The organism is Paenibacillus sp. CB74 (assembly GCF_055687625.1).
Window position 1 is genome coordinate 4,520,249 of the sequence record NZ_CM146009.1, and the last position, 21,350, is coordinate 4,541,598.

The 21,350-nt window shown below is 47.1% G+C and carries 16 protein-coding genes; 1 reads left to right on the plus strand and 15 read right to left on the minus strand.

Going from position 1 to position 21,350, the window contains the following annotated elements; genetic code table 11:
• Positions 1 to 244: 244 nt before the first annotated feature.
• The gene (locus tag ACX9NY_RS19925; protein ID WP_472474647.1) at positions 245 to 3,382 is read right to left on the minus strand and encodes a stalk domain-containing protein; all 3,138 of its coding nucleotides are present in this window, start codon (positions 3,380 to 3,382) and stop codon (positions 245 to 247) included.
• Between the two features lie 316 nt (positions 3,383 to 3,698).
• Here ACX9NY_RS19925 and ACX9NY_RS19930 point away from each other — a divergent pair, with 316 nt between their 5' ends.
• The gene (locus ACX9NY_RS19930) at positions 3,699 to 4,667 is read left to right on the plus strand and encodes a hypothetical protein (protein WP_472474649.1); all 969 of its coding nucleotides are present in this window, start codon (positions 3,699 to 3,701) and stop codon (positions 4,665 to 4,667) included.
• Between the two features lie 124 nt (positions 4,668 to 4,791).
• On the opposite strand, the gene ACX9NY_RS19935 is transcribed toward ACX9NY_RS19930, so the two are convergent.
• The 14 genes from ACX9NY_RS19935 to ACX9NY_RS20000 form a co-directional block, all read right to left on the minus strand.
• Positions 4,792 to 5,379, minus strand: coding sequence for a GNAT family N-acetyltransferase (locus tag ACX9NY_RS19935; RefSeq protein ID WP_472474651.1), 588 nt, complete (start codon positions 5,377 to 5,379; stop codon positions 4,792 to 4,794).
• A 50-nt stretch (positions 5,380 to 5,429) separates the two neighbouring features.
• The gene (gene ilvA / locus ACX9NY_RS19940) at positions 5,430 to 6,722 is read right to left on the minus strand and encodes a threonine ammonia-lyase IlvA (RefSeq protein ID WP_339239493.1); all 1,293 of its coding nucleotides are present in this window, start codon (positions 6,720 to 6,722) and stop codon (positions 5,430 to 5,432) included.
• 63 nt (positions 6,723 to 6,785) lie between these two features.
• On the minus strand, positions 6,786 to 7,676 hold the full coding sequence (locus tag ACX9NY_RS19945; protein ID WP_472474653.1) for an alpha/beta hydrolase: 891 nt from the start codon (positions 7,674 to 7,676) through the stop codon (positions 6,786 to 6,788).
• A 370-nt stretch (positions 7,677 to 8,046) separates the two neighbouring features.
• Positions 8,047 to 10,338 (minus strand): beta-glucosidase, encoded by a 2,292-nt coding sequence (locus ACX9NY_RS19950; protein WP_472474655.1) that lies wholly within the window; start codon positions 10,336 to 10,338, stop codon positions 8,047 to 8,049.
• A gap of 147 nt (positions 10,339 to 10,485) precedes the next feature.
• Positions 10,486 to 10,653, minus strand: coding sequence for a hypothetical protein (locus tag ACX9NY_RS19955; RefSeq protein WP_472474657.1), 168 nt, complete (start codon positions 10,651 to 10,653; stop codon positions 10,486 to 10,488).
• A gap of 20 nt (positions 10,654 to 10,673) precedes the next feature.
• Complete coding sequence (locus tag ACX9NY_RS19960) at positions 10,674 to 11,279, minus strand: alpha/beta hydrolase (RefSeq protein ID WP_339261305.1); 606 nt, start codon at positions 11,277 to 11,279, stop codon at positions 10,674 to 10,676.
• A gap of 14 nt (positions 11,280 to 11,293) precedes the next feature.
• Positions 11,294 to 12,247, minus strand: a complete 954-nt coding sequence (locus ACX9NY_RS19965) for a ring-cleaving dioxygenase (protein WP_472479355.1) — start codon at positions 12,245 to 12,247, stop codon at positions 11,294 to 11,296.
• A gap of 267 nt (positions 12,248 to 12,514) precedes the next feature.
• On the minus strand, positions 12,515 to 13,597 hold the full coding sequence (locus tag ACX9NY_RS19970; RefSeq protein ID WP_472474659.1) for a hemolysin family protein: 1,083 nt from the start codon (positions 13,595 to 13,597) through the stop codon (positions 12,515 to 12,517).
• Positions 13,598 to 13,826: 229 nt separating this feature from the next.
• Positions 13,827 to 15,164 carry a hemolysin family protein gene (locus ACX9NY_RS19975; RefSeq protein ID WP_339239489.1) on the minus strand — a complete coding sequence of 446 codons (1,338 nt, stop codon included), beginning with the start codon at positions 15,162 to 15,164 and terminating at the stop codon, positions 13,827 to 13,829.
• Between the two features lie 715 nt (positions 15,165 to 15,879).
• Complete coding sequence (gene purD / locus ACX9NY_RS19980; protein ID WP_472474661.1) at positions 15,880 to 17,145, minus strand: phosphoribosylamine--glycine ligase; 1,266 nt, start codon at positions 17,143 to 17,145, stop codon at positions 15,880 to 15,882.
• A 130-nt stretch (positions 17,146 to 17,275) separates the two neighbouring features.
• Complete coding sequence (purH, locus tag ACX9NY_RS19985) at positions 17,276 to 18,823, minus strand: bifunctional phosphoribosylaminoimidazolecarboxamide formyltransferase/IMP cyclohydrolase (protein WP_472474663.1); 1,548 nt, start codon at positions 18,821 to 18,823, stop codon at positions 17,276 to 17,278.
• A 295-nt stretch (positions 18,824 to 19,118) separates the two neighbouring features.
• Complete coding sequence (gene purN, locus ACX9NY_RS19990; protein WP_339258778.1) at positions 19,119 to 19,736, minus strand: phosphoribosylglycinamide formyltransferase; 618 nt, start codon at positions 19,734 to 19,736, stop codon at positions 19,119 to 19,121.
• Complete coding sequence (purM, locus tag ACX9NY_RS19995; protein ID WP_105602187.1) at positions 19,736 to 20,776, minus strand: phosphoribosylformylglycinamidine cyclo-ligase; 1,041 nt, start codon at positions 20,774 to 20,776, stop codon at positions 19,736 to 19,738. The genes purN and purM overlap by 1 nt, the downstream gene beginning before the upstream one ends.
• A gap of 128 nt (positions 20,777 to 20,904) precedes the next feature.
• Positions 20,905 to 21,348 (minus strand): immunity 26/phosphotriesterase HocA family protein, encoded by a 444-nt coding sequence (locus tag ACX9NY_RS20000; protein ID WP_472474666.1) that lies wholly within the window; start codon positions 21,346 to 21,348, stop codon positions 20,905 to 20,907.
• Between the last annotated feature and the right edge of the window lie 2 nt (positions 21,349 to 21,350).

Consider the following 21,350-nt stretch of genomic DNA (forward strand, 5'->3'; position numbering starts at 1 on the left):
TGTTACTTTACCAAAAATAGATTGCGCTTCTCTGAGTGGCCGTTCCGGTCACGGATCGTTCTTGCGATCGCTGTTGTCTCCAAATTTCTTGATTAACCTGTAAAAGGTAGTAATTCGGAGACAAAGGCGAACGCTGACGCTTCTTCAGAATCGATTCCGTGCCCTTCACTACCTCTGTCACTTATCCAGATTATGCATCCAAGTATTAAAATTTGTTTGTTTTATGAGGTATCTCAAGCTGATACTAAATACCACTACCACCAGAGGCACTTGCATCGGTATCCTGATTAGAGGATGTACCTGTATTGTCGGCTCCCTGATCAGTACCAGAAGAAGATGGCGGAATGGTCAAAGTCCCTTCAGAAGTGACGGATGTATTTAACGATGTGTCACTCGCCACTGCGACTACCAAAACCCGGTATTTTCCTGCTCCAAAATCTACATTATCTGAATCCTTAGCTGTAATACCCACTGTTGCTGTCCATGGAGCAGTACCCGTAATTACTGTGGCTAGAACTGTACCAGAAGTACCTGTACCTCCCCCTTCTTTAACAATGTACACATCGTAACGAGCAATGCCTGCCTCATTAATCGGCTTAGTGAAACTTACATTGATGGAATTATCAGTTACCGTTGCATTTACACCCGTTACCTTCTCAACAGGTGTTGGTGCCTGCTTTTTGGCGTTAATCGTGAAAACAGGGGAAGATGCCAAATTGGATTCCCGCTTACTATCTGATGATTCCGATAGTATATATACCTTGTATGAAACTCCTGCTTTGATATCAACGCCATTACTGTCCTTCAATGAAAGCGGCAAGTCTGTAGGACTAGTATTAACAACTGTTGCAAAACTTGAATTTGCAGTTGTTTTGGCCGCATTCAGATCAAATGCCGTTGAGGCAGGTACAACCATTAGCACATACCGCTTAATGCCAGTATCGGTACTAGGCTTCGTAAATGTAACTGTTACATCAGTTACATTGCCTGAGGCTTGCGATGCATCTTTAACAGTCGCTTCTAATTTGCTCACCGCTGCTACAGTGACATTCGAGGATAATGTGATTGCGACGGAAGGCGATGACAATGCATTTGCCAGAGAAGCATTGTTATTCACGGCCATCACATATACTTGGTAGGCCACATCATTACGAATCGGTTCGTTATCCACTGTTCTTGAGCTACTTGTTAAAGTAACAGTCTGATTAACTCCTGTTTTACTGACGGTTCTGTAATACGCGCTGCTCACACCATTCGCTATGTTCAGATTAAACGTGCTACCCGCCTTCACTACAAACACCCGATAATGATTTACATTTGTCTCATCCGCAGATTTATTAAACGTCACACGCAGATCACTACCATTTCCAGCATCCCCAATATCAGATGGCACCACATTGCTCGGAGCCGTTATAGCCGCGTTCTGTGTCAGCGTAATTTGGGAAGAGTAACCAGACAACGCATTCTGACTGGAGTTTCCGTTGTTATTCACCGACAGCACGAATACCCGATAAGCAACGTTATTGGTAATCGTGTAACCATTAGTGTCTACCGCATAGTTCGGAAGCGTAAAGGACAGGTTACCACCCGTTTTGTTCACCTGTGTGTAGTTGCTTGACGCATTAGCTGCGCTCAACGTAAAGCTGCCCACATTAGCGGAACGAACGACATATACACGGTAGGCAGAGATTCTGGATTCATCCGCAGCTTTGTTGAACGAAACCCGCAGATCACGACCATCACCGTAGTCACTAATATCCGCAACAGCCAGGTTGCTGATAACTCCCGCATTACCGTTCGTTGTAAGTCTCAGCACAGTGGAGGAAGCTGACAGCGCATTGGTGTATCCATTTTGCTGATTGCCCACTGCCATTACGTAGATGCGATAATCTTGCAGATTCGTTACGTTATAACCACTTGTATCCTTCATGGATGAAGGCAATGTCGTGGTAATGTTGTTGCCTGTTTTGTTCACCGTATAATACAGACTGGAGGACAGATTGCTTGCTGTCGTCAGATTGAAGCTGCTGGCAACCGAGTTGCGCACCACGAAGACGCGATAGTTCGCTACCTTGGACTCATCTGATGAACGGTTGAAACTCACTTGAATGTCACGACCATCTCCATAATCCGAGTTGTCTCTCACCTGCGTAATTACCGGAGAAGTTGCTGTGTTCACGGACAATGTAAGTGAAGAGGATGCCGCGGACAGCTTGCTGTCTGTTGTTGTATTTGTGCTTACAGACAAGATGTATACTACATATGCAGTACCGCTCTTGATCAATTCGCCGGACGTATCCCGAGTCGAAGAAGTCAGCTGACTTTTGACCGCAGCGGTGTTGCCTTTGTATATAATCGTGGAGTTTGCACTGGACACTTTGTTCGCTGCAGCCAGATTGAATGCAGAAGAATCCTTCGCTTTAACAACAAATGCACGATAATACGTAATGTTCGATGTCGTGCTCGGCTGTGTGAAGTTGATCTCCAGATCGCGGCCATCGCCATAGTCACTAATATCTGCGGCACGCAGACTTGTAACTGCCTGTACTGTGGATTTCACAATATTGAGCTTCAATGCCTGGGAAGACCAGTTCAATGCATTTTTATAATTATTGCTGCTGTTACCAACAGTCAGTACATACAGGCGATACGTTTCATTGCTATTGAGCAAATCCCCGTTTACGTCACGCGTCTGTGCATTAAGCGTCAGTTTCGGGTTGCTGCCATTCGGTGTTACAGATGTATAGTTCGCAGAAGGTACGGCCGATGCTGCCGACTCCGTGAAGGTATTCACATCGCGTGTTTTCACCAACATAATCCGGTAAGCAGAGACCGCCTTCTCCGACGTTGGACGTGTGAAGCTCACGGTCAGGTCACGACCATCCCCGTTACTTCCGGATACCGAACCATAGATGTTCCATGCAGCATATTGTGTCTCGTCCACTGGTGGCGTTGCCGTTGTTTTGATATCTACACGCTGATTGCGCGAGTTCCAGAATACTTTCTCTCCAAAAGCTTCACTGACAAAACGAATCGGAACCATCGTGTTGCCCTTAATCGTGTTTGCAGGTACATCCAGCGATATCGCTTCCCCGTTGATGTATGCCGTTTTGGAACCGAGTGTCAATGTAACTTCCTGATCGTCGCGAGTTGCAACAATCGTTTTGGTTCTGTTCGTGTACTGTACCTTCGCATCCAATCCTTCAAAAATCGAACGCAGCGGAACCAGTACACGTCCACCTTTCATCACAGGTGCCTGAGCAGATGATAACTCTGCATCATTAATATATATGCTGATCCTCGCAGCTGCATCCATAACCGACGTTGGAAGTGCGGACATCAGCATGGCCGATACAGCCAGCGCTGACATTACCTTCTTCACTTGTGTTCCTCCCGCTTTCCTCATATCCCATATCCCCATTCTCGCATGTAGTTAACACCGAAATAGATTCGTTGTTCTTTTCATTCATTCCTGTATTTACCTGTGCACAACTAAGACGTTCAGATCAGCTCAAAAGTTTCCAGTTGTACAAAAAATATTTTCGCAGAAATCTTCCTCTATCTTCCACCCTCCAAAAGTTAAAAATAACAGAAGAATTTGTCACTATTCCGCAACCTCATCCTGCCCCAATTGCGTTAATGTATAGTGACTAGTGAACAACGCCTATCATTTTCTTAACTACGGGAGGTTCATATCTATGACATCATCGTTCCAATCTGCCAAACGTAAAGGCATGCGTACCTTCATTACAGCAACCGCCGTCCTCATGCTGATCCAATCGACTGTCGTTCCATTATCCGGAGTTGCTTCTGCCGCTCCTTCCAGTACAGATTCCAAAGTCACAACTGCCAGTTCAACAACCATATATCAAACATTTCAATCCATGCTCTACAAAAAAAACGGCCTGCCTGCCGCGGACATTTATCTCGAATCTCATATCAAAAAAGTAACAAAACATCACGCCACCCTGATGGTGCTTCAATTGGAGAATGCTCGCCTGAAGGCGCTGAGTGCCATGACGGACCGCCTGCTCGTTCCTAACGTTCAGGACAAGATGATCAAGGCATACAAGATGAACGATAGCTTCACCAAACTCATGGAGCGTACCCAGGACTCCGATCTGCGTGCACTGCTAAAAGAAGCCCGTGACAGTGGCTACCGCCTCGTCATGCTCGAAGGCTCCCTCTATCCCATAATGAATTATGCGGCATTCGTGAAATATTCATCTGATATTACAGCAGATATCTCAAGCTATATCAGTATCATGACGAAGGAAACGAAAAAATTGCCTGCGGATGACGGAGCTCTAATCATTGGCTATCAGGAAATTCTCCTTCGAGCACTCAGCCAGGAAAAATTCTTGGAACTCTATCCGAAATCAAATCGGGCCAAGCAGGTGCATAATCTGTTAAACAGTTATACCCTGTATACTTTTTATGGGCTGAACAATACACCGCTGTTTGATTATGACACGAACAAAATGGTTGCGAACGCCCAAAGAGGCTACACCGGCGTCTTGCAGCGTCTTGCATCCGTTGATAGTGAGTTCCTGACTAAGCTGGATGCCTTTATGGACGTGGTGAAAGAATCGAAGTATGAGAAAACGGCTGCTGTCGAGAAATGGCTGGAGCAGCATGTGCCGGTCAGTGATTATGCCAATTTATGAGTCAATGCGCTCTTTTCCCATATTAACATTGAGGCCTAAATATTTAGGCTACGTTACAACATCTCATTACGACAAAAAACCGCCACAGGATCTTTCTGTAGCGGTTTTTTCTTGGTTTCTTACTCTATTGAAGTGGCTTGACCATATGATTATACTCATGTCCTGCGATGACAATGACATCGTCTTTGACATATCCCTGCCGTTCATAGAGCATTAGCGCACGGCCGTTGTCCCGTTCTACAATCAGGGATACCTGCGAGTGACCCAGATCTCTGCCCTGCTGCTCAAAAGCAGCCATCAGTGCCCGGCCGATGCCCTGCCCCTGATAAGCTTCACTTACCGAGAGAGTATCCAGATAATACTCACCCGGGCGGGTTTCTTTAACCAAAGCATACTTCTCATCCCGACTTCGTCCAGGGCGATTCAGAATCGGCTGGTCCAGACGATCAGCTTCACCGCCATCATAGGCTACGAGAATTCCCGCCACAAGTCCATCCTGCTCCATCACTGTCACATGACGATAGCTAATCCGATTGTATTCCTGTACATAGAAATCCTGCAAAATCTGCATCGCCTTATCATGATCCGCCTCACCCGCGAGCGCGTAAGCAATATCTCCTATCGCCTGAACCAACAATGGAATGACTTGATCAGCATCTTCTATGCGCCCTGGTCTGATTAGAGGAGATGTTTCTTGGTGATCTGATTGCATACTTCATTTCACCTCCGACTGCATGTCTGACTGCCTTCTTGAATAATTCATCAGATTAACATGTTGAACAGATTCAGGTTTTTGTTCAGCTCAGTATAGGCGATACCTTTGCGGTTCATACGTTCAATGAGCGGTTGGTAATCTTCCTTGTACATCAGCTCAATGCCCACCAGGGCAGGGCCATTTTCCTTATCATGCTTCTTCGTATATTCAAAACGGGTGATATCATCATTCTTCCCTAGAACTTCCTCCAGGAATTCACGTAAAGCTCCTGCACGCTGTGGGAAATTAACCATGAAATAATACTTCAGACCTTCGTAGATCAGAGAACGTTCTTTGATCTCCTGCATCCGGTCAATATCGTTATTCCCGCCACTAATGACACAGACCACCGTCTTGCCCACAATTTGCTCACGATACTGCTCCAGCGCCGCAACTGCCAAGGAACCGGCAGGCTCAACCACGATTGCATTTTCATTATAGAGCTCCAGAATGGTTGTGCAGGCTTTGCCTTCCGGCACTTTCACAATGTCATCAAGTATGCTGCTGCAGATATCATAGGTCAGGTCGCCAACTCGCTTCACCGCTGCGCCATCCACGAATTTATCAATATCATCCAGCGTTACAACCTGTTTGCGGAACATCGCCTCACTCATGGAAGCTGCCCCAAGTGGCTCAACACCAATGATGCGTGTCTCCGGACTCACGGTTTTCATGTAGGTTCCCACACCGGCCGCCAGCCCTCCGCCACCAATCGTCACGAACACATAGTCGGCATTCTCATCGAGACTTTCCATGATTTCCATCGCTACTGTACCATTACCTGCAATAATCTTCGGTTGATCAAAAGGATGGATGAACGTCATGCCCTGTTCGTCACATGCACGCATCGCTTCAGCATACGCATCATCATACGTATCCCCGATCAGCACCACTTCAACGTTGTCACCACCAAAACGTCTTACCTGTTTCACCTTTTGGTTCGGGGTTGTACTCGGCATGAAGATTTTGCCGTTAATTCCAAGGGCATTACAGCTAAAAGCGACGCCTTGGGCATGGTTGCCCGCACTTGCACAGACAATACCCTTCTCCATCTCGGCTGGTGTCAGACTGCGAATCATATTATAGGCACCCCGAATTTTGAACGAGCGCACCACTTGAAGGTCTTCCCTTTTCAGATACACATTACAGTTATATTTGGCCGACAATACAGCGTCCCGCTGCAACGGCGTTCTTACAATGACCTCACGCAGCACATGATGTGCACGCACGATATCTTCCATGCCAACACTGGCACGGCCGGGATTTGTGGTTCCCGTTGGTTCTTGTTCAACTGGTTTCATGTTGTCTCCACACTCCGCTTTTATGGTCTAGCAATGTCGCGCACTGCTTTTCTTTGTATTGTATCACTTTTGTTCTGTTCTTGCGCTTGAGCTTACATCATTTATCATTCGTACAATTTCATCAATAATGACCTGAGGGTCTGTATATATAACCATATGTCCCGATTGATCTGCCCCACTCCATCTTGCATTGGATAGCTTGCTCACCGTCTGGCGATGCGCCTTGATGAGTGCAGGTCTGATTTTCCCCTCTCCCTTACCCGGTTTCGTACCCGAGATCACGCTGACTTCCAGATCACCCAGAGCCGGAGGATGTTTCAGCAGCGCTGCCATGTCAGTCAGAAATGTTTTGCCCTCCGCAAGCATCGTGCTGGCTGCTTGTAAAGTAAAATCTTCCTTGAGGTGATCCGCCGCCACATCGTCAGGCTGAATGCTTCCCGCTTTGCTGCCGAGCAACCTATATAAACCCGTACGTGCCACGATTGGAATAAGGAAACCATTGAAGGCGAAGCTCATCTTAGTAAGTTTGGAAAAATACATTTCGCAATGCTCGTCTGATGGGTCCACCAGAATAATGCCACGTAATCGAGACAGATGTGCAGCCGCCGCAGCCCGTACGATCGGACCTCCCCAGCTATGTCCAACCAGAATGAAAGGCCCCGGACCCAGCGCAGTCAGCAGTTCCCCAAGATCCCCTGCAATGCGTTCAAGGCTACGGGGAGCCGCGTCTACATCACTTCGTCCCGCCCCTGCCCTGTCATACACGACGGCGCGTGCATGCTCAGCAATGGCTGGTGCAACTAATCCCCAGTTCGATCTGGAGGCACCCATGCCGGATTCAAATACAACCGTAAGTTCTCCTGTTCCCCTGGACATATAATGTAATTTGCGACCATCGCGGGTCTGAACAAACGCACTTGAGCCAAACGTATGTGAGCTAGAGTTAGGATTCATATTCCCCTCCTGATTACAAGCATAATCATCTTTCACCGATCTAATTGAAAATCATTATCAATTACTCCATTATAGAATACTCCATCCTTTACCACAACCATGTTGATTCATCAATGTTACAGCCGTCCTGTCGTTTCTATCACCTTCTGTTGCGTTGCATGGATTATCCCCTATCCCACCGTTCCTTTCTCCCTCTTTTCCCTTATGCAAAAAGAAAACCCGATCCACAATCGGATCGGGTAACTGTACCAGCCACTATGCGGCCGGTCCTCACATACACCTTCTTGTTGCTTCGTGCGCAGTTCCTGCACGGATTGCACATTCGCTTAATCCAAGGATGGTTGAATACTCGGTTTAAGGCTACTGCCCCTTATCCCCGAATACCATGATCCTTGTTGTTCAGCTGCTCCAGAAGCTCGTTCATCGCTTCTTCCGTCATGGCCCCACCGCTAAACGCAACCAGTGCACGCAGTGGCATATATTTCATCATTGCATCCATCATATCTGCATGATCACCCGCATCCTCGCCACCGAACCCGCTGGCTTCCTGGAATTGTTGCAAAGCCTGTTCGAGCAGCTTTTTATGGGCCGGATCACGCTGGATATCCCCCAATGTGCTGTTACGCGTATAGGTTGGAAGGAATGTCGCTGTAGACTCTACATTCACCCGTGTTTGCACATGGATGTCCCGTGAGGAACTGCCCACTTGAATCTCGAACTCTCCAGTCTCCACATGCCAGTCCTTCATATCTACATTGTAATAGGCGAATGAACGCTTGTTTAGTGTAAAGCTCACTACTTTTGACTCTCCCGGTTCAAGCGCTACTTTGGCAAAAGCCTTCAGTTCTTTGACTGGACGAATAACTGTGCTCTCTACGTCGCTGACATATAGTTGTACAATCTCCTTGCCCGCTCTGTCTCCGGTATTAGTGACCCGAACTTGCACATTCACCTCATCCTGATCGGTCAGTTCCGTGCGATCTACCTTCAGGTCGGCATATTCAAATGTTGTATAACTCAGTCCATAACCAAACGGGAACAGGGGCTCCAGCTCTTTTTTGTCATAATAGCGGTAACCCACAAAGATACCTTCCCGATAATCGACACGATTCCCTTCGCCCGGGAAGTTCAGATAAGATGGATTATGGCTGAGTTTGGCAGGGAATGTCTCTGCCAGTTTGCCGGACGGATTCACCTCTCCGTACAACAGATCGGCTATCGCTCCACCAACCGCCTGTCCACCAAGATACGCTTCGAGCACCGCTTGCACCTTCGGCAGCCAAGGCATCTCCACTGGAGATCCGTTGCTCAGCACAACGACGACGCGTGATTGAACCTTCGCAATCTCTTCAATCAGCCGGATATGATTGTCAGGCAGGCGCAGATGGGAACGATCATACCCTTCGGATTCATAACGATCCGGCAATCCAACGAACACTACAGCGGTATCCGCTGATTGCGCTGTCTGGACAGCCTCATGCATCAATGTCTCATCCACATCATCCGCTTCAATCCGATAACCTGGGGCATAGGAGAAGGTTACACCTTCGCCAGCCACCTGTGTCATCTCTTCCACAATATCATCCACTTTGGTCGGATTAATGTGGGAACTTCCACCGCCCTGGAAGCGGGGTTTATGCGCAAATGCTCCGATTAACGCCACTTTTCCTTCACGCCCCAGCGGCAGAAGACCTTCTTCATTTTTCAGCAAAACCATACTCTCGGCTGCCACCTTGCGCGCAAGTTGGTGATGCTCATCCTTGTTATATGTAGCCCCTTCTTTCTTTTGATCAACGGCATTGAAGATCAGCGTAAGCAGACGCTCCACCGCTCGATCCAGCTTGTCCAGCGGCAATTGTCCGCTCTCTACGGCATCAATCACTTTACGTTCACCAATTCCACCACTTGTTGGCATCTCTAGTTCCAGTCCTGCCGCAAGGGCGTCTGCACGTTCATTGACCGCGCCCCAGTCGGATACCACAAGACCTTCGTGTCCCCATTCGTCTTTCAGGATGTCGGTAAGCAACCATTCATTCTCACCAGCATACGTACCGTTCACCTTATTGTAGGAACACATCACCGTCCACGGCTGTCCATCAATCACCGCACCTTCGAAGCTCGCAAGATAGATCTCACGTAGCGTCCGTTCATCTACTACCGCATCAATCGACATGCGTCGTTCTTCCTGATTATTGACTGCAAAGTGTTTGAGAGACGTACCCACGCCCTGACTCTGTACACCCTGAATATGACCTGTAGCCATCTGCGTGGATAACAACGGATCTTCGGAAAAGTATTCAAAATTACGTCCGCCCAGTGGGGAACGTTTAATATTCACACCCGGCCCAAGCAATACCGCTACATCCTCAGCCTGGCATTCCTCACCCAAGGCTACTCCGACCTGACGCGCCAGATCCTTGTCCCATGAACTAGCCAGTCCTGCCGCAGACGGGAAACAGGTTGCGGGCACGCTCGACGTCAGACCGAGATGATCTGCACTGCCATCCTGCTTGCGTAGCCCATGAGGTCCGTCCGTCACCATGATGGAAGGAATGCCAAGACGCTCCACCCCTTTCAGATGCCAAAAGTCCAGTCCCGAGCACATACCCGCTTTCTCCTCCAGTGTCATCCGCTGTACCAGTTCCTTGATGTTACGTTCCACATTAACCCCTCCAGTTCATGATGTTAGTACAATTTACACTGCACTCCGATGAAAGAACACTTCGTTTCTTCAAGTTTTTTCTGTATTTTCCGTTGTCATGTAAATCTTTAGTTGGATTTAAGTAATATAACAAGAATACATCTTCAACTATTGATTATTCAAATGTTTACCCCATTCGTCACGCTTACATAACAGCAACTCTTCGTTTGCTTCACAAGCCAAAAATAAAATAAAAAACAGCCCGATCTCAATTTCATCAGGGCTGTTATTAACTGCTTTAGCTTCACAATATTTTGGATTAATCATACCGCTCATTCAATAAGAAAATACCCAACTTACGCCTGTGTCTTAAACCAAGCTGCCGCAGCTTCTGCCTCGGTACGAGTCAACTGATGACCCTGACGCTCCCAATACGTGTTTACATCGGCACCTGCACCACTGAGCAGCGAAGCAAGTTCCTCAGTTTCACGTCTGGGTACAATTGGATCGTTCTCCCCTGCACCGATGAACACAGGCAGACCTTTCAGATCTGGCAATTCCAGACCACGCAGCGGTACCATTGGATGATGCAGAATTGCACCTTTGAATACATCCGCTTGATGGAAGATCAGGCTTGCCGCAATGTTGGCACCGTTAGAGTAGCCCAGTGCATACACGTTGGACCGATCGAAACCATACTCCACCGCAGCTGCATCTACAAAAGATCCCAACTCTGCCGTACGAGCAATCAAGTCTTCTTCGTCAAAAATACCTTCGGCCAAGCGGCGGAAGAAACGGGGCATCCCGTTCTCCGATACGTTACCCCGCACCCCGAGGATGCCAGCTTCTGGCGCGATCATCTCGGCAAGACCGATCAGATCGTTCTCGGTTCCGCCTGTGCCATGAAGCAACAGGATTGTTGGCGCATCCGGCTGAGCACCTGCTTTATAGATATGTTTCATTGTATTAGTTGTGGTCATGATTTGGACTCTCCTTTCCATTCACGTACTTCAATTCGTGGCAACAATTGTTCAATCTGTTCGCGCTGTGGTTCATACCATTCAGGCAACATCAGTTTCTCACCCATGCTCTCTGCGGGTTCATCCCGTGCAAATCCCGGAGGATCGGTAGCCAATTCGAACAGTATGCCTCCCGGCTCCCGGAAATACACAGCGTTGAAGTATTGACGGTCAATGACTGGTGTTGGATGATACCCGGATTGTTCAAGATCCTGCTGAATCTGCTCATGCTCCGTGTAGTCTTTGGCACGCCATGCAATATGGTGAACCGTTCCGGCTCCGCCAATCCCGCGTTGAATGCCTGTAGACTGAATGTCAATGATCTGGCCAATATCGCCGCTTGCCTGTAGACGAAGGAGTCCGTTCTCTTCACCAACCTGCTCCAGACCGAGTTTACTCACCAATACATCCATGGTTTTCTCAGGAACGTGGCTGAACAATACCGCACCGCCGAATCCTTTGATGGCATGTTCCGGCGTCACACCGTTGAAACTCCAGTTGCTTGACTGACCACCTTCGCGCTCAACCAGTTCAAGCAACAAGCCACCTTTATCGAAGAAACGAATGTACTGCTCACCGAATCTCGTTTTATCTTCATACGGAATGTCGAAGGAAGTAAGACGTTCTTTCCAGAAAGGCAAGCTTCCTACAGGTACCGCATATACGGTAACTCCAGTCTGACCTGAACCAATAACACCTCTTCTTGAATTCTGCTGTGGGAAGAAGGTGATGATTGTGCCCGGTGCACCCTGCTCATTCCCATAATACAAGTGATACACGTCTGGTGCATCAAAGTTAATTGTTTTTTTTACCAATCTGAGACCCAACACGCCTGCGTAAAAATCAACGTTTTTCTGTGCATCGTCTACAAAAGCTGTAATGTGATGAATGCCTGAAGTTCTGAACATAATCTCCACTCCCTTGGTTTTAGTAATATCATAAGTTAGATGCGCTTCTTTTATTTATTGTATTGCTTTTGTTATTTATCTTTAAATTAAGATTCTTTAAATTTATATTAATCCATTGCACCTCAATATGCAAGCTTTTATTTTAAAATTAAGATGTAAACCAAAAAGCAGGCCCCGATCACATCGGGAACCTGCTTTTATCGTTAGAAGAATTACGTTGCTTCACTTCGATACTTCGTTAATGCTGTAATTTCTTTTTAACACTGCTGCTTAAACCAATTTCATTCTTTTTGGAGGATTCACCAAATCTTTGTGCTCGTATTCATCCTTGATATCTCCGACAATCTCTTCAAGGATATCCTCCATCGTAACCATACCTACCGTAACACCTGCCTCATTTTTCACGGTTGCAATGTGTACACGGCTTTGCTGCATCTGAATCAGCACGTCCTTGATCGGAGAACGCTCAGAGAAACTCGGCGTATTATGGACAAATGTCTCCATGTTAAAGGCACGGCCTGCAGCCACACTTGTCAGCATTTCTTTCGTGTTGATGAAACCAACAAAATGCGTCTGATCTCCATTTGCAATAACAGGATATCTCGTGTATTCGTGTCGATTCAGCGTCTCAATGATCTGATCAAGCGGCATTTCTTTATTCAAGGTAACGATTTTATCTTTTGGAATCATAATCTCCTGAAGCAAACGCTCATCAAAAGCAAAAATGTTCTTCAGATAGTCCAGCTCCGTCTGGTTGATCTCGCCACTCTCATAGCTCTGTGCCATAATCAGCTTCAGCTCTTCTTCCGAGTGAACGGTATCATGCCCGGCAGGTTTTACACCAAATATGCCAAGCAACAGACGAGCAGCTCCATTCAGCGCATAGATGAACGGATTCATGATTTTACCGAACCAATACAGTGGTGGTGCCAGCAACAGCGTCATTCTCTCTGCAAACTGAATCGCCAGTGTTTTCGGTGCCAATTCACCAATAACCACGTGCAGGAACGTAATAATCGCGAGAGCAATACCATAGGAAAGCACTGTAGACAATGCCGCCGGCACTTCCATGCGCTCAAATAGCGGGTGCAGCATTTTCTCAACGGTAGGTTCACCCAAGGCTCCCAATACGAGCGCCGTAATGGTAATCCCCAATTGACATGCCGACAGATAATAATCCAGGTTGTGCGCCACTTTTTTGGCCAGTACTGCCTTTTTGTTACCTTCCGAGATCAATTGATCGATTCGGGACATCCGTACTTTAAGAATTGCAAATTCGGCTCCAACGAAAAAGGCTGTCAGACCTATAAATACGGCTACTAAAAATAAATTCAAGGCTATTATTCCGTCCAATGATTTCCCTCAGGTTGAGGGATTCACCTCCAAGTAAAATTTATATTAAGGTTGCTCAGACCACTCCGATGACAGAATAACCTTCCGACCGCTGTTATCCCCAGATTTTTTTGATCCTTATATAAAAGGGGAAAATCCGGGGATAAAGGCGGACGCTTCGCTTCTTCAGTCTATTCTGTCCTCTCCGTTATCGCAAAAACATTTAAATTTTAAAAATTTCCGGGTAAGATCACGCCAGATCGCTTGCACCTTCCTCAACTTCAGCGCCGTTCACTCGTTCCAGAAGAACTTGCTTGATGTGATAATTTTCGGCATCGACAACGGTCCAGACATAATCACCGTGTTCTACCGTGTCTCCTTTTTCCACACCTACACCCTTCTGGTATTGAATCCATCCGGCCACCGTATCCATCTCTTCATTTCCTTCAAAGCTAAGCCCAAACTGCCGCTCCACTTCATCCAAAAGGACCCGACCATTAATGAGATATTGATTCTCTCCGGTCTCCTGAATATCAGCCACCTCATCGGCATCGAATTCATCACGAATCTCACCGACCAGCTCCTCCAGAATATCCTCCATCGTAATGATTCCCGAAGTACCGCCGTATTCATCCACGACCACGGCCATGTGTACACGTTCCTGCTGCATTTTAATCATCGCATCCTGGATACGTGTAACTTCAGAAACGAATGGGATCTCGCGAACGAACTCGCTCAGTTGATACGATCTTGCAGCAACCATATCCGGCAAAATCTTCTTCACATTCACGACGCCGATAATGCGGTCCTTGTCCCCATCCTCGATGACAGGGTAACGTGAATAGTTATGTTCATCCAATATAGGAATAATATCGTCATAGGTCATATCCTGATCTAATGTCACCAGTTCCGTACGTGGTACCATGATGTCTTTGGCATCACGTTCGTCGAATACAAATACATTTTCCAGATAAGAAAGCTTGGTCTTGTTGTTCTCGTCACCTTCATAACTCTGGTTCATGATGATCTTGATCTCGTCTTCCGAGTAGGCTTGATCATGTTCGGCAGGCTTCACACCGAATCCCCGCAGAATAACACGTGAGGCTCCATTAAGTGCCCAGATGAACGGATACATGATTTTACCAAACCAATATAAAGGCGGCGAGAGCAATAACGTCAGTTTTTCCGAAAACTGAATCGCCAATGTTTTGGGTGCCATCTCACCAACAACCACATGCAAGAATGTGACGAGGATAAAGGCAATTGCATATGAGGCAATGGATGAGATTGAAGCAGGCACATCTAAATAATTGAATACCGGGTATAACAATCTCTCAACCGTCGGTTTTCCGAGTGCTCCCAGTCCCAGAGCGGTAACTGTAATACCGAGCTGACAGGCTGACAGATAATAATCCAGGTCCGAGACAACTTTTTTGGCAAGTACGGCCTTTTTATTGCCCTCGGCAACCAGTTGATCCACTCTTGATGTACGAATTTTGACTACAGCGAACTCCGATGCTACGAAAAATGCAGTCAATGCAATCAAGATAATAAGTAAAGCGATATTCAATATGGTAATTATGTCCAATGATTTCCCCGATTCTCAGGGATTCACCTCCAGAGATAGTTACAGCGTGATCCGTTAACTGTGTTAACCGTTCATCCGCTGTTAGTCTTTCAACACGACGTCTGCCTTATATAAAATCGATTTCAATGATAATTTTTATAAGTCTTACGTTTTGACCTTGTAAAATTACAAAACAGGAATTCAAGATGAAGTCAATGACTTGCAGAAACTTCTTCATTCAAATCGGGTTACCCCTCATGCTGTCAATTGTTCCTCGCTTAACTCCACCTAGATTCGCCATTTGGACAATTTACAATATCGCCTACCCAATAGATATCCACCTCCCCTCGTACTCATTCCTGTTTCCGAAAAGTATACCATGTTTCCCTCTCAACCATCCAGTTGCACGTTATGGTTTGGAACAAGGTTACAGTATAATGTTCACAAATTAGTCTCTATGTATGTTACGTACTTTATATAATATGATTAATATGGCCTTATAATGTGATATTGTTCACAAGTTTAGTATAGTCCAATTTCTAAAAATACTACCCTGTACCTCTGGGCATTAAACATACCTGAACATCCAGGTTTAATCCTGTTTCGTCTCTTTCCCCTATCTTTCACCTATGGACAAGTCCGATCGTTTACACAAGATACATCTATATACGAAGCAAAGAGCCCGCAGGATGCAAATACCTTTCCGGTACACATCTTTACGGACTCTTTGTTCATTCTATACCAGTGCTTTAGCAGCAATATCCGTCCGCTGATGTTTGCCATCGAATTGGATATGCTCCGCCTGTGCATAGGCTTTGTTTCTAGCTTCGGCAATATCAGCACCAAGGCCCACAACGCCCAGAATCCGTCCACCGTTGGTGACCCAGTCTCCTGCTTCATTACGCGATGTACCTGCGTGGAATACCACCGCATCATCCACATGATCCAGTCCTTCAATGACCACACCTTTGGCATAAGGACCCGGATATCCGCCTGAAGCAAGTACCACACATACAGCAGCTTCATCGCTCCATTCAATCTCAATGTCAGCCAGCTTGCCATGGACAGTTGCCCAGAAGATATCAAACAAATCACTCTTCAGACGCGGCAAAACAACCTGTGTTTCGGGATCACCAAAACGTGCATTGAACTCAATCGTTTTGGGTTTGCCATCGGGCGAGATCATCAGTCCGGCAAACAATACACCCTGGAATGGACGTCCCTCGGACACCATTGCTTTAGCCGTTGGTTTGATGATCGTTTCCACAGCCTCCTCAATAATGGAAGCCGGGATATGAGGCAATGGCGAGTATGTACCCATACCGCCTGTGTTTGGCCCCTGATCATTGTCGAATACAGGTTTGTGATCCTGTGCTGCGGCCATCGGACGAACGGTCTCCCCATCGACAAAAGCCAGAATGGACATTTCCTGCCCTGCAAGGAATTCCTCGATGATCACTTTCGCTCCCGCTTCACCAAACACTTTATCCACCATGATGCTGCGAAGTGCCTGATCAGCCTCATCACGGGAATAAGCTACCGTCACACCTTTGCCCGCTGCCAGTCCATCTGCCTTGATGACAACTGGAATTGTTTGTTCATTCAGGTAGGCTTGAGCCTGTTCATAGTTATCGAATTTCTCATAAGCTGCCGTTGGAATGTTGTATTTGTGCAGCAGATCCTTCATGAACGTTTTACTTCCCTCGATCTCTGCTGCATTGCGACGAGGTCCGAATACCGGAATACCAGTGGAGTCAAATGCATCCACGATCCCATCCGCCAGCGGATCATCCGGACCAATAACCACTAATCCTACTTGAAGCTCTACAGCAAGAGCCGTTAGTTTATCGAATTCATTCACTGCAATCGCATGACACTCAGCGAGCTGAGCAATACCTGCATTTCCCGGTGCACAGTGAATCTTGCCTACCTTTGGACTCTTCGCCAGCGCCCAGATGATTGCGTGCTCCCGGCCACCGCCGCCTACTACCAGAATATCCATTCGCTCTGTTTCCCCCTCCGTGCATAACATTGTTTGTTACGCTACTGCGTATTGAACAACTAAAAAATAGGGGGTGTACCATAAGTCATAAGTATGACTGGCGACACCCCTTATTTGAACCTTTTACGCTCTAGTGTTTGAAGTGACGAACGCCTGTGAAGACCATGGCAATTCCGTATTCATTGGCTACTTTGATGGATTCTTCATCTTTGATCGAACCGCCCGGTTGAATTACTGCTGTAATGCCGGCTTTTGCTGCCAGTTCCAGCGTATCACCCATTGGGAAGAATGCATCTGATGCCAGAATAGCGCCTTTTGCTTGCTCGCCTGCTTGTTCAATGGCAATTTTGGCTGCACCCACACGATTCATTTGTCCAGCGCCCACACCTACTGTCATGTCATTCGAAGCCAGTACAATCGCGTTGGATTTCACGTGTTTAACTACTTTCCAGCCAAACAACAGCTGTTTCAGTTCTTCTTCCGATGGTGCACGATCCGTTACCACGTTCAGTTCGCTCGCTTCGATGGAATGTACATCGGACTGTTGTACGATCATACCACCGTCGATGGAAGTTACCACGAATTGGCTCTCCCGTTTACGAGCAGCGTTCAGTTCACCCGTTTTGAGCAAACGAATGTTTTTCTTCTTCGTCAGGATATCGAGTGCCTCTTGCGTAAAGTCAGGAGCAAGCACGATTTCCAGGAAAATCTCGCTCAATTTGCCCGCTGTATCGCTATCGATAATGCGGTTGGCTGCCACAATTCCACCAAAGATGGACGTTGGATCTGCAGCATATGCCTTGCTGTAAGCTTCATAGATACTTGCGCCAATGCCTACGCCGCATGGGTTCATATGTTTAACCGCGACAACCGCAGGCTCTTCAAATTCTTTCACAATCTGCAATGCTGCGTTCGCATCGTTGATGTTATTGTAAGACAACTCTTTGCCATGCAATTGCTCGGCTGTTGTCAACGTATCTTGAGCAGCCAGCGGTTTGCGGTAGAATGCCGCCTGCTGGTGTGGATTTTCGCCGTAACGCAAATCCTGGAGTTTTTCGTAAGTAACCGTCAGACGCTCTGGCAGTGGATCACCATTCAGGTTGGAGAGATAGTCAGAAATAACTGCATCGTAAGCCGCTGTATGGCGGAACACTTTTGCCGCAAGCCGTTTGCGTGTTTCGAGAGTGGTATCGCCATTACTGCGAACTTCTTCAAGCACCTTGCTGTAATCTGCTGTGTCAACAACGACACTAACAAAAGCATGGTTTTTGGCAGCAGAACGAAGCATGGTAGGACCACCGATATCAATGTTCTCGATCGCGTCTTCGTATGTTACGTCGGGTTTAGCGATAGTATCTTGGAAGGGATACAGGTTCACGACAACGAGGTCGATATAATCCAGTCCGTTCTCTTCCATCTGGCGCTTATGCTCTTCGCTGTCACGAACAGCCAGCAACCCACCATGCACTGCCGGATGCAATGTTTTGACACGTCCGTCCATAATTTCCGGGAATCCGGTCACATCCGAAATTCCGATGACAGGTACGCCTTCCTTCGACAACAAGCTGCTTGTACCTCCTGTCGAAATAATCTCCACACCCATTTGCGACAGCTCGCGGCAAAAGTCCACGATGCCTGTTTTATCCCATACGCTGACCAGCGCTCTTTTGATACTCACAATATGCTCCTCCTTTAATGTCCCATAGCTTCGCGTTTCTTGACGAAACACAGCCGATTTATTTCCCGAGAAATATCACAAAATGCGTACCAATATTCGACTTCTGTTATATAGTCTATAAATGGATTTTCACACTTAAACACTACGAGTTCAGAACAATCTTTCGATCGCTGTTATTCCTAGATTTTTTTGAACAATTTCTCAATGGTAAAAATCCATTAATAAAGGCGAGCGCTCCGCTTCTCCAGCTTATTTCTGTCCTCTACGTTATTGTGTGAACCAGTTTAGAACTATATCAAACCGGTTTGTTAACAGTGACATGACGCCCATCCAATTGAACCAGACCTTGAGCGAACCAAGATACCACTTCAGGATATAGCTGCTGTTCGGCCGCATGAATGGCTTTGCTGATCGTTTCAGGCGTATCCTCTGGCAGAATGGGAACCGGATGCTGGGCAATAATCGGGCCAGTATCCATACCTCCATCTACGAAATGCACAGTCACACCAGTCACTTTCACACCATACTCAAGTGCTTGTCCAATCGCATCCTTGCCTGCAAACGCCGGCAGTAAGGACGGATGAATGTTAATCAACCGCCCTGCGTAACGATCCACCACAACCGAAGTCAACAATCTCATATATCCGGCAAGAACGACCAAGTCGATCTCTTTGGATTCTAGCACTTCCACGATCTCAGCCTCATAGGCTTCACGGGAAGCATAATTTTTCGGAGTAAACAGATGACAATCCACGCCTGCATCCTGTGCCCGCTGCACAACACGTGCAGACGGTTTATCACACACGAGCAGATCTACGGATGCATTCAGCCCACCGTTCCGTACTGCATCGACCAATGACTGAAAGTTAGTCCCTTCACCCGAGGCAAATACAGCTATGCGGTAGTTCGCCATTAAACATCCGCTCCCGTGAAGGTTACTCGCGCGTCTCCTTCAGTAACACGTCCAATGATGTACGCTTCTTCACCAGATGCTTTCAGTTGTTGCAGTGCTTCCGTTGCATCTGCTTCATTAACGACCAGTACAAGCCCAACACCCATGTTAAAGGTGGTGAACATGTCACGGTTCGAGACAGATCCTTTTTCCTGTAACAGGTTGAAAATCGGCAGGATCGGCCAAGAGCCGTAGTTAATATCCACATTCACGTTGCTCGGCAACATACGTGGGATATTCTCGATGAAGCCACCACCTGTAATGTGTGCCATGCCTTTTACTTTTACCTTTTCCAGCAGGGACAACAGGGGTTTAACATAGATCTTCGTAGGTTCCAGCAGGGAATCCCCCAGCTTACCGCCCAGTTCCGCTACTTCATCATGCAGATCAAGTCCCGCATCTTCCAACAAAAGTCTGCGTACCAGCGAGAATCCGTTACTGTGTACACCGCTAGAGGCCAATCCAATCACAGTGTCGCCAGGGGCGATGGTTGTGCCGTTGATGATCTTCGCTTTGTCCACGATACCTACCGTGAATCCGGCAATATCGTATTCGCCTTCACTGTACATGCCCGGCATCTCTGCCGTCTCGCCACCAATCAGCGCACAACCCGATTGATGACAGCCTTCAGCGATACCCGCAACAATAGCTTCGATCTTCTCAGGGATAACTTTGTCACAAGCCAGATAGTCAAGGAAGAAGAGTGGTTCTGCACCCTGTACCACAATGTCGTTCACACACATGGCTACCGCGTCGATTCCGATCGTGTCATGACGATCCATCGCAAATGCAATCTTCAGCTTGGTGCCTACGCCATCCGTACCCGATACAAGCACTGGCTCATCGTATTTATCTTTGTTCAAACCGAACAGGGCACCGAATCCACCCAGATCTGTCATCACTTCCGGACGGAAGGTACGCTTCACGTGTTTTTTCATCCGTTCAACCGCTTCATTACCTGCCGCGATATCGACGCCGGCCTTTTTATATGCTTCGGACACAACCATCACACCCTTCATATCTTATAAAATTGAACCAGCGTATTAACACGTACCCCTTCGATGACTGGACAACCTTTCGATTGCCGTTATCTCCAGATTTTATCGTGTCAATGTTAAGTCCAACCTACCTATCCTTGCTCCATCTCTAACAGATGGTTTTGTACCAATTCAAATCCGGCTACGCCGAGCGTATTAAACTGACTATACTCTTCTATCGGGAGGTTACGAATGTACTCATCACCGCAGTATAAATGTCCGGCACACTGAAACACTTTCAGCTTTTCCTTTTCGGGCGTCAAAGGTGTGTTACCCACGATCCTCCACGACCCTTTTCGGATATTGGCCGGAGAAGTAAATATGATGTTGCTTCTACGCTTCCCAAAGGAATAGAAGAGAAAATCGCCATCTTCCAAACTTACGGTTTCGTCACGCTGAATGCTCATCACGCCGAACGAAAATGCCTTTTTGAAACGGCCTTTAAGTGCGCATACCACCTGGCATACCGCAAATCGGCCGTCCTTCATCGGAATCAGGAACACGTCACCTTCGTTATAACTCTTTCTCATCCGCATGG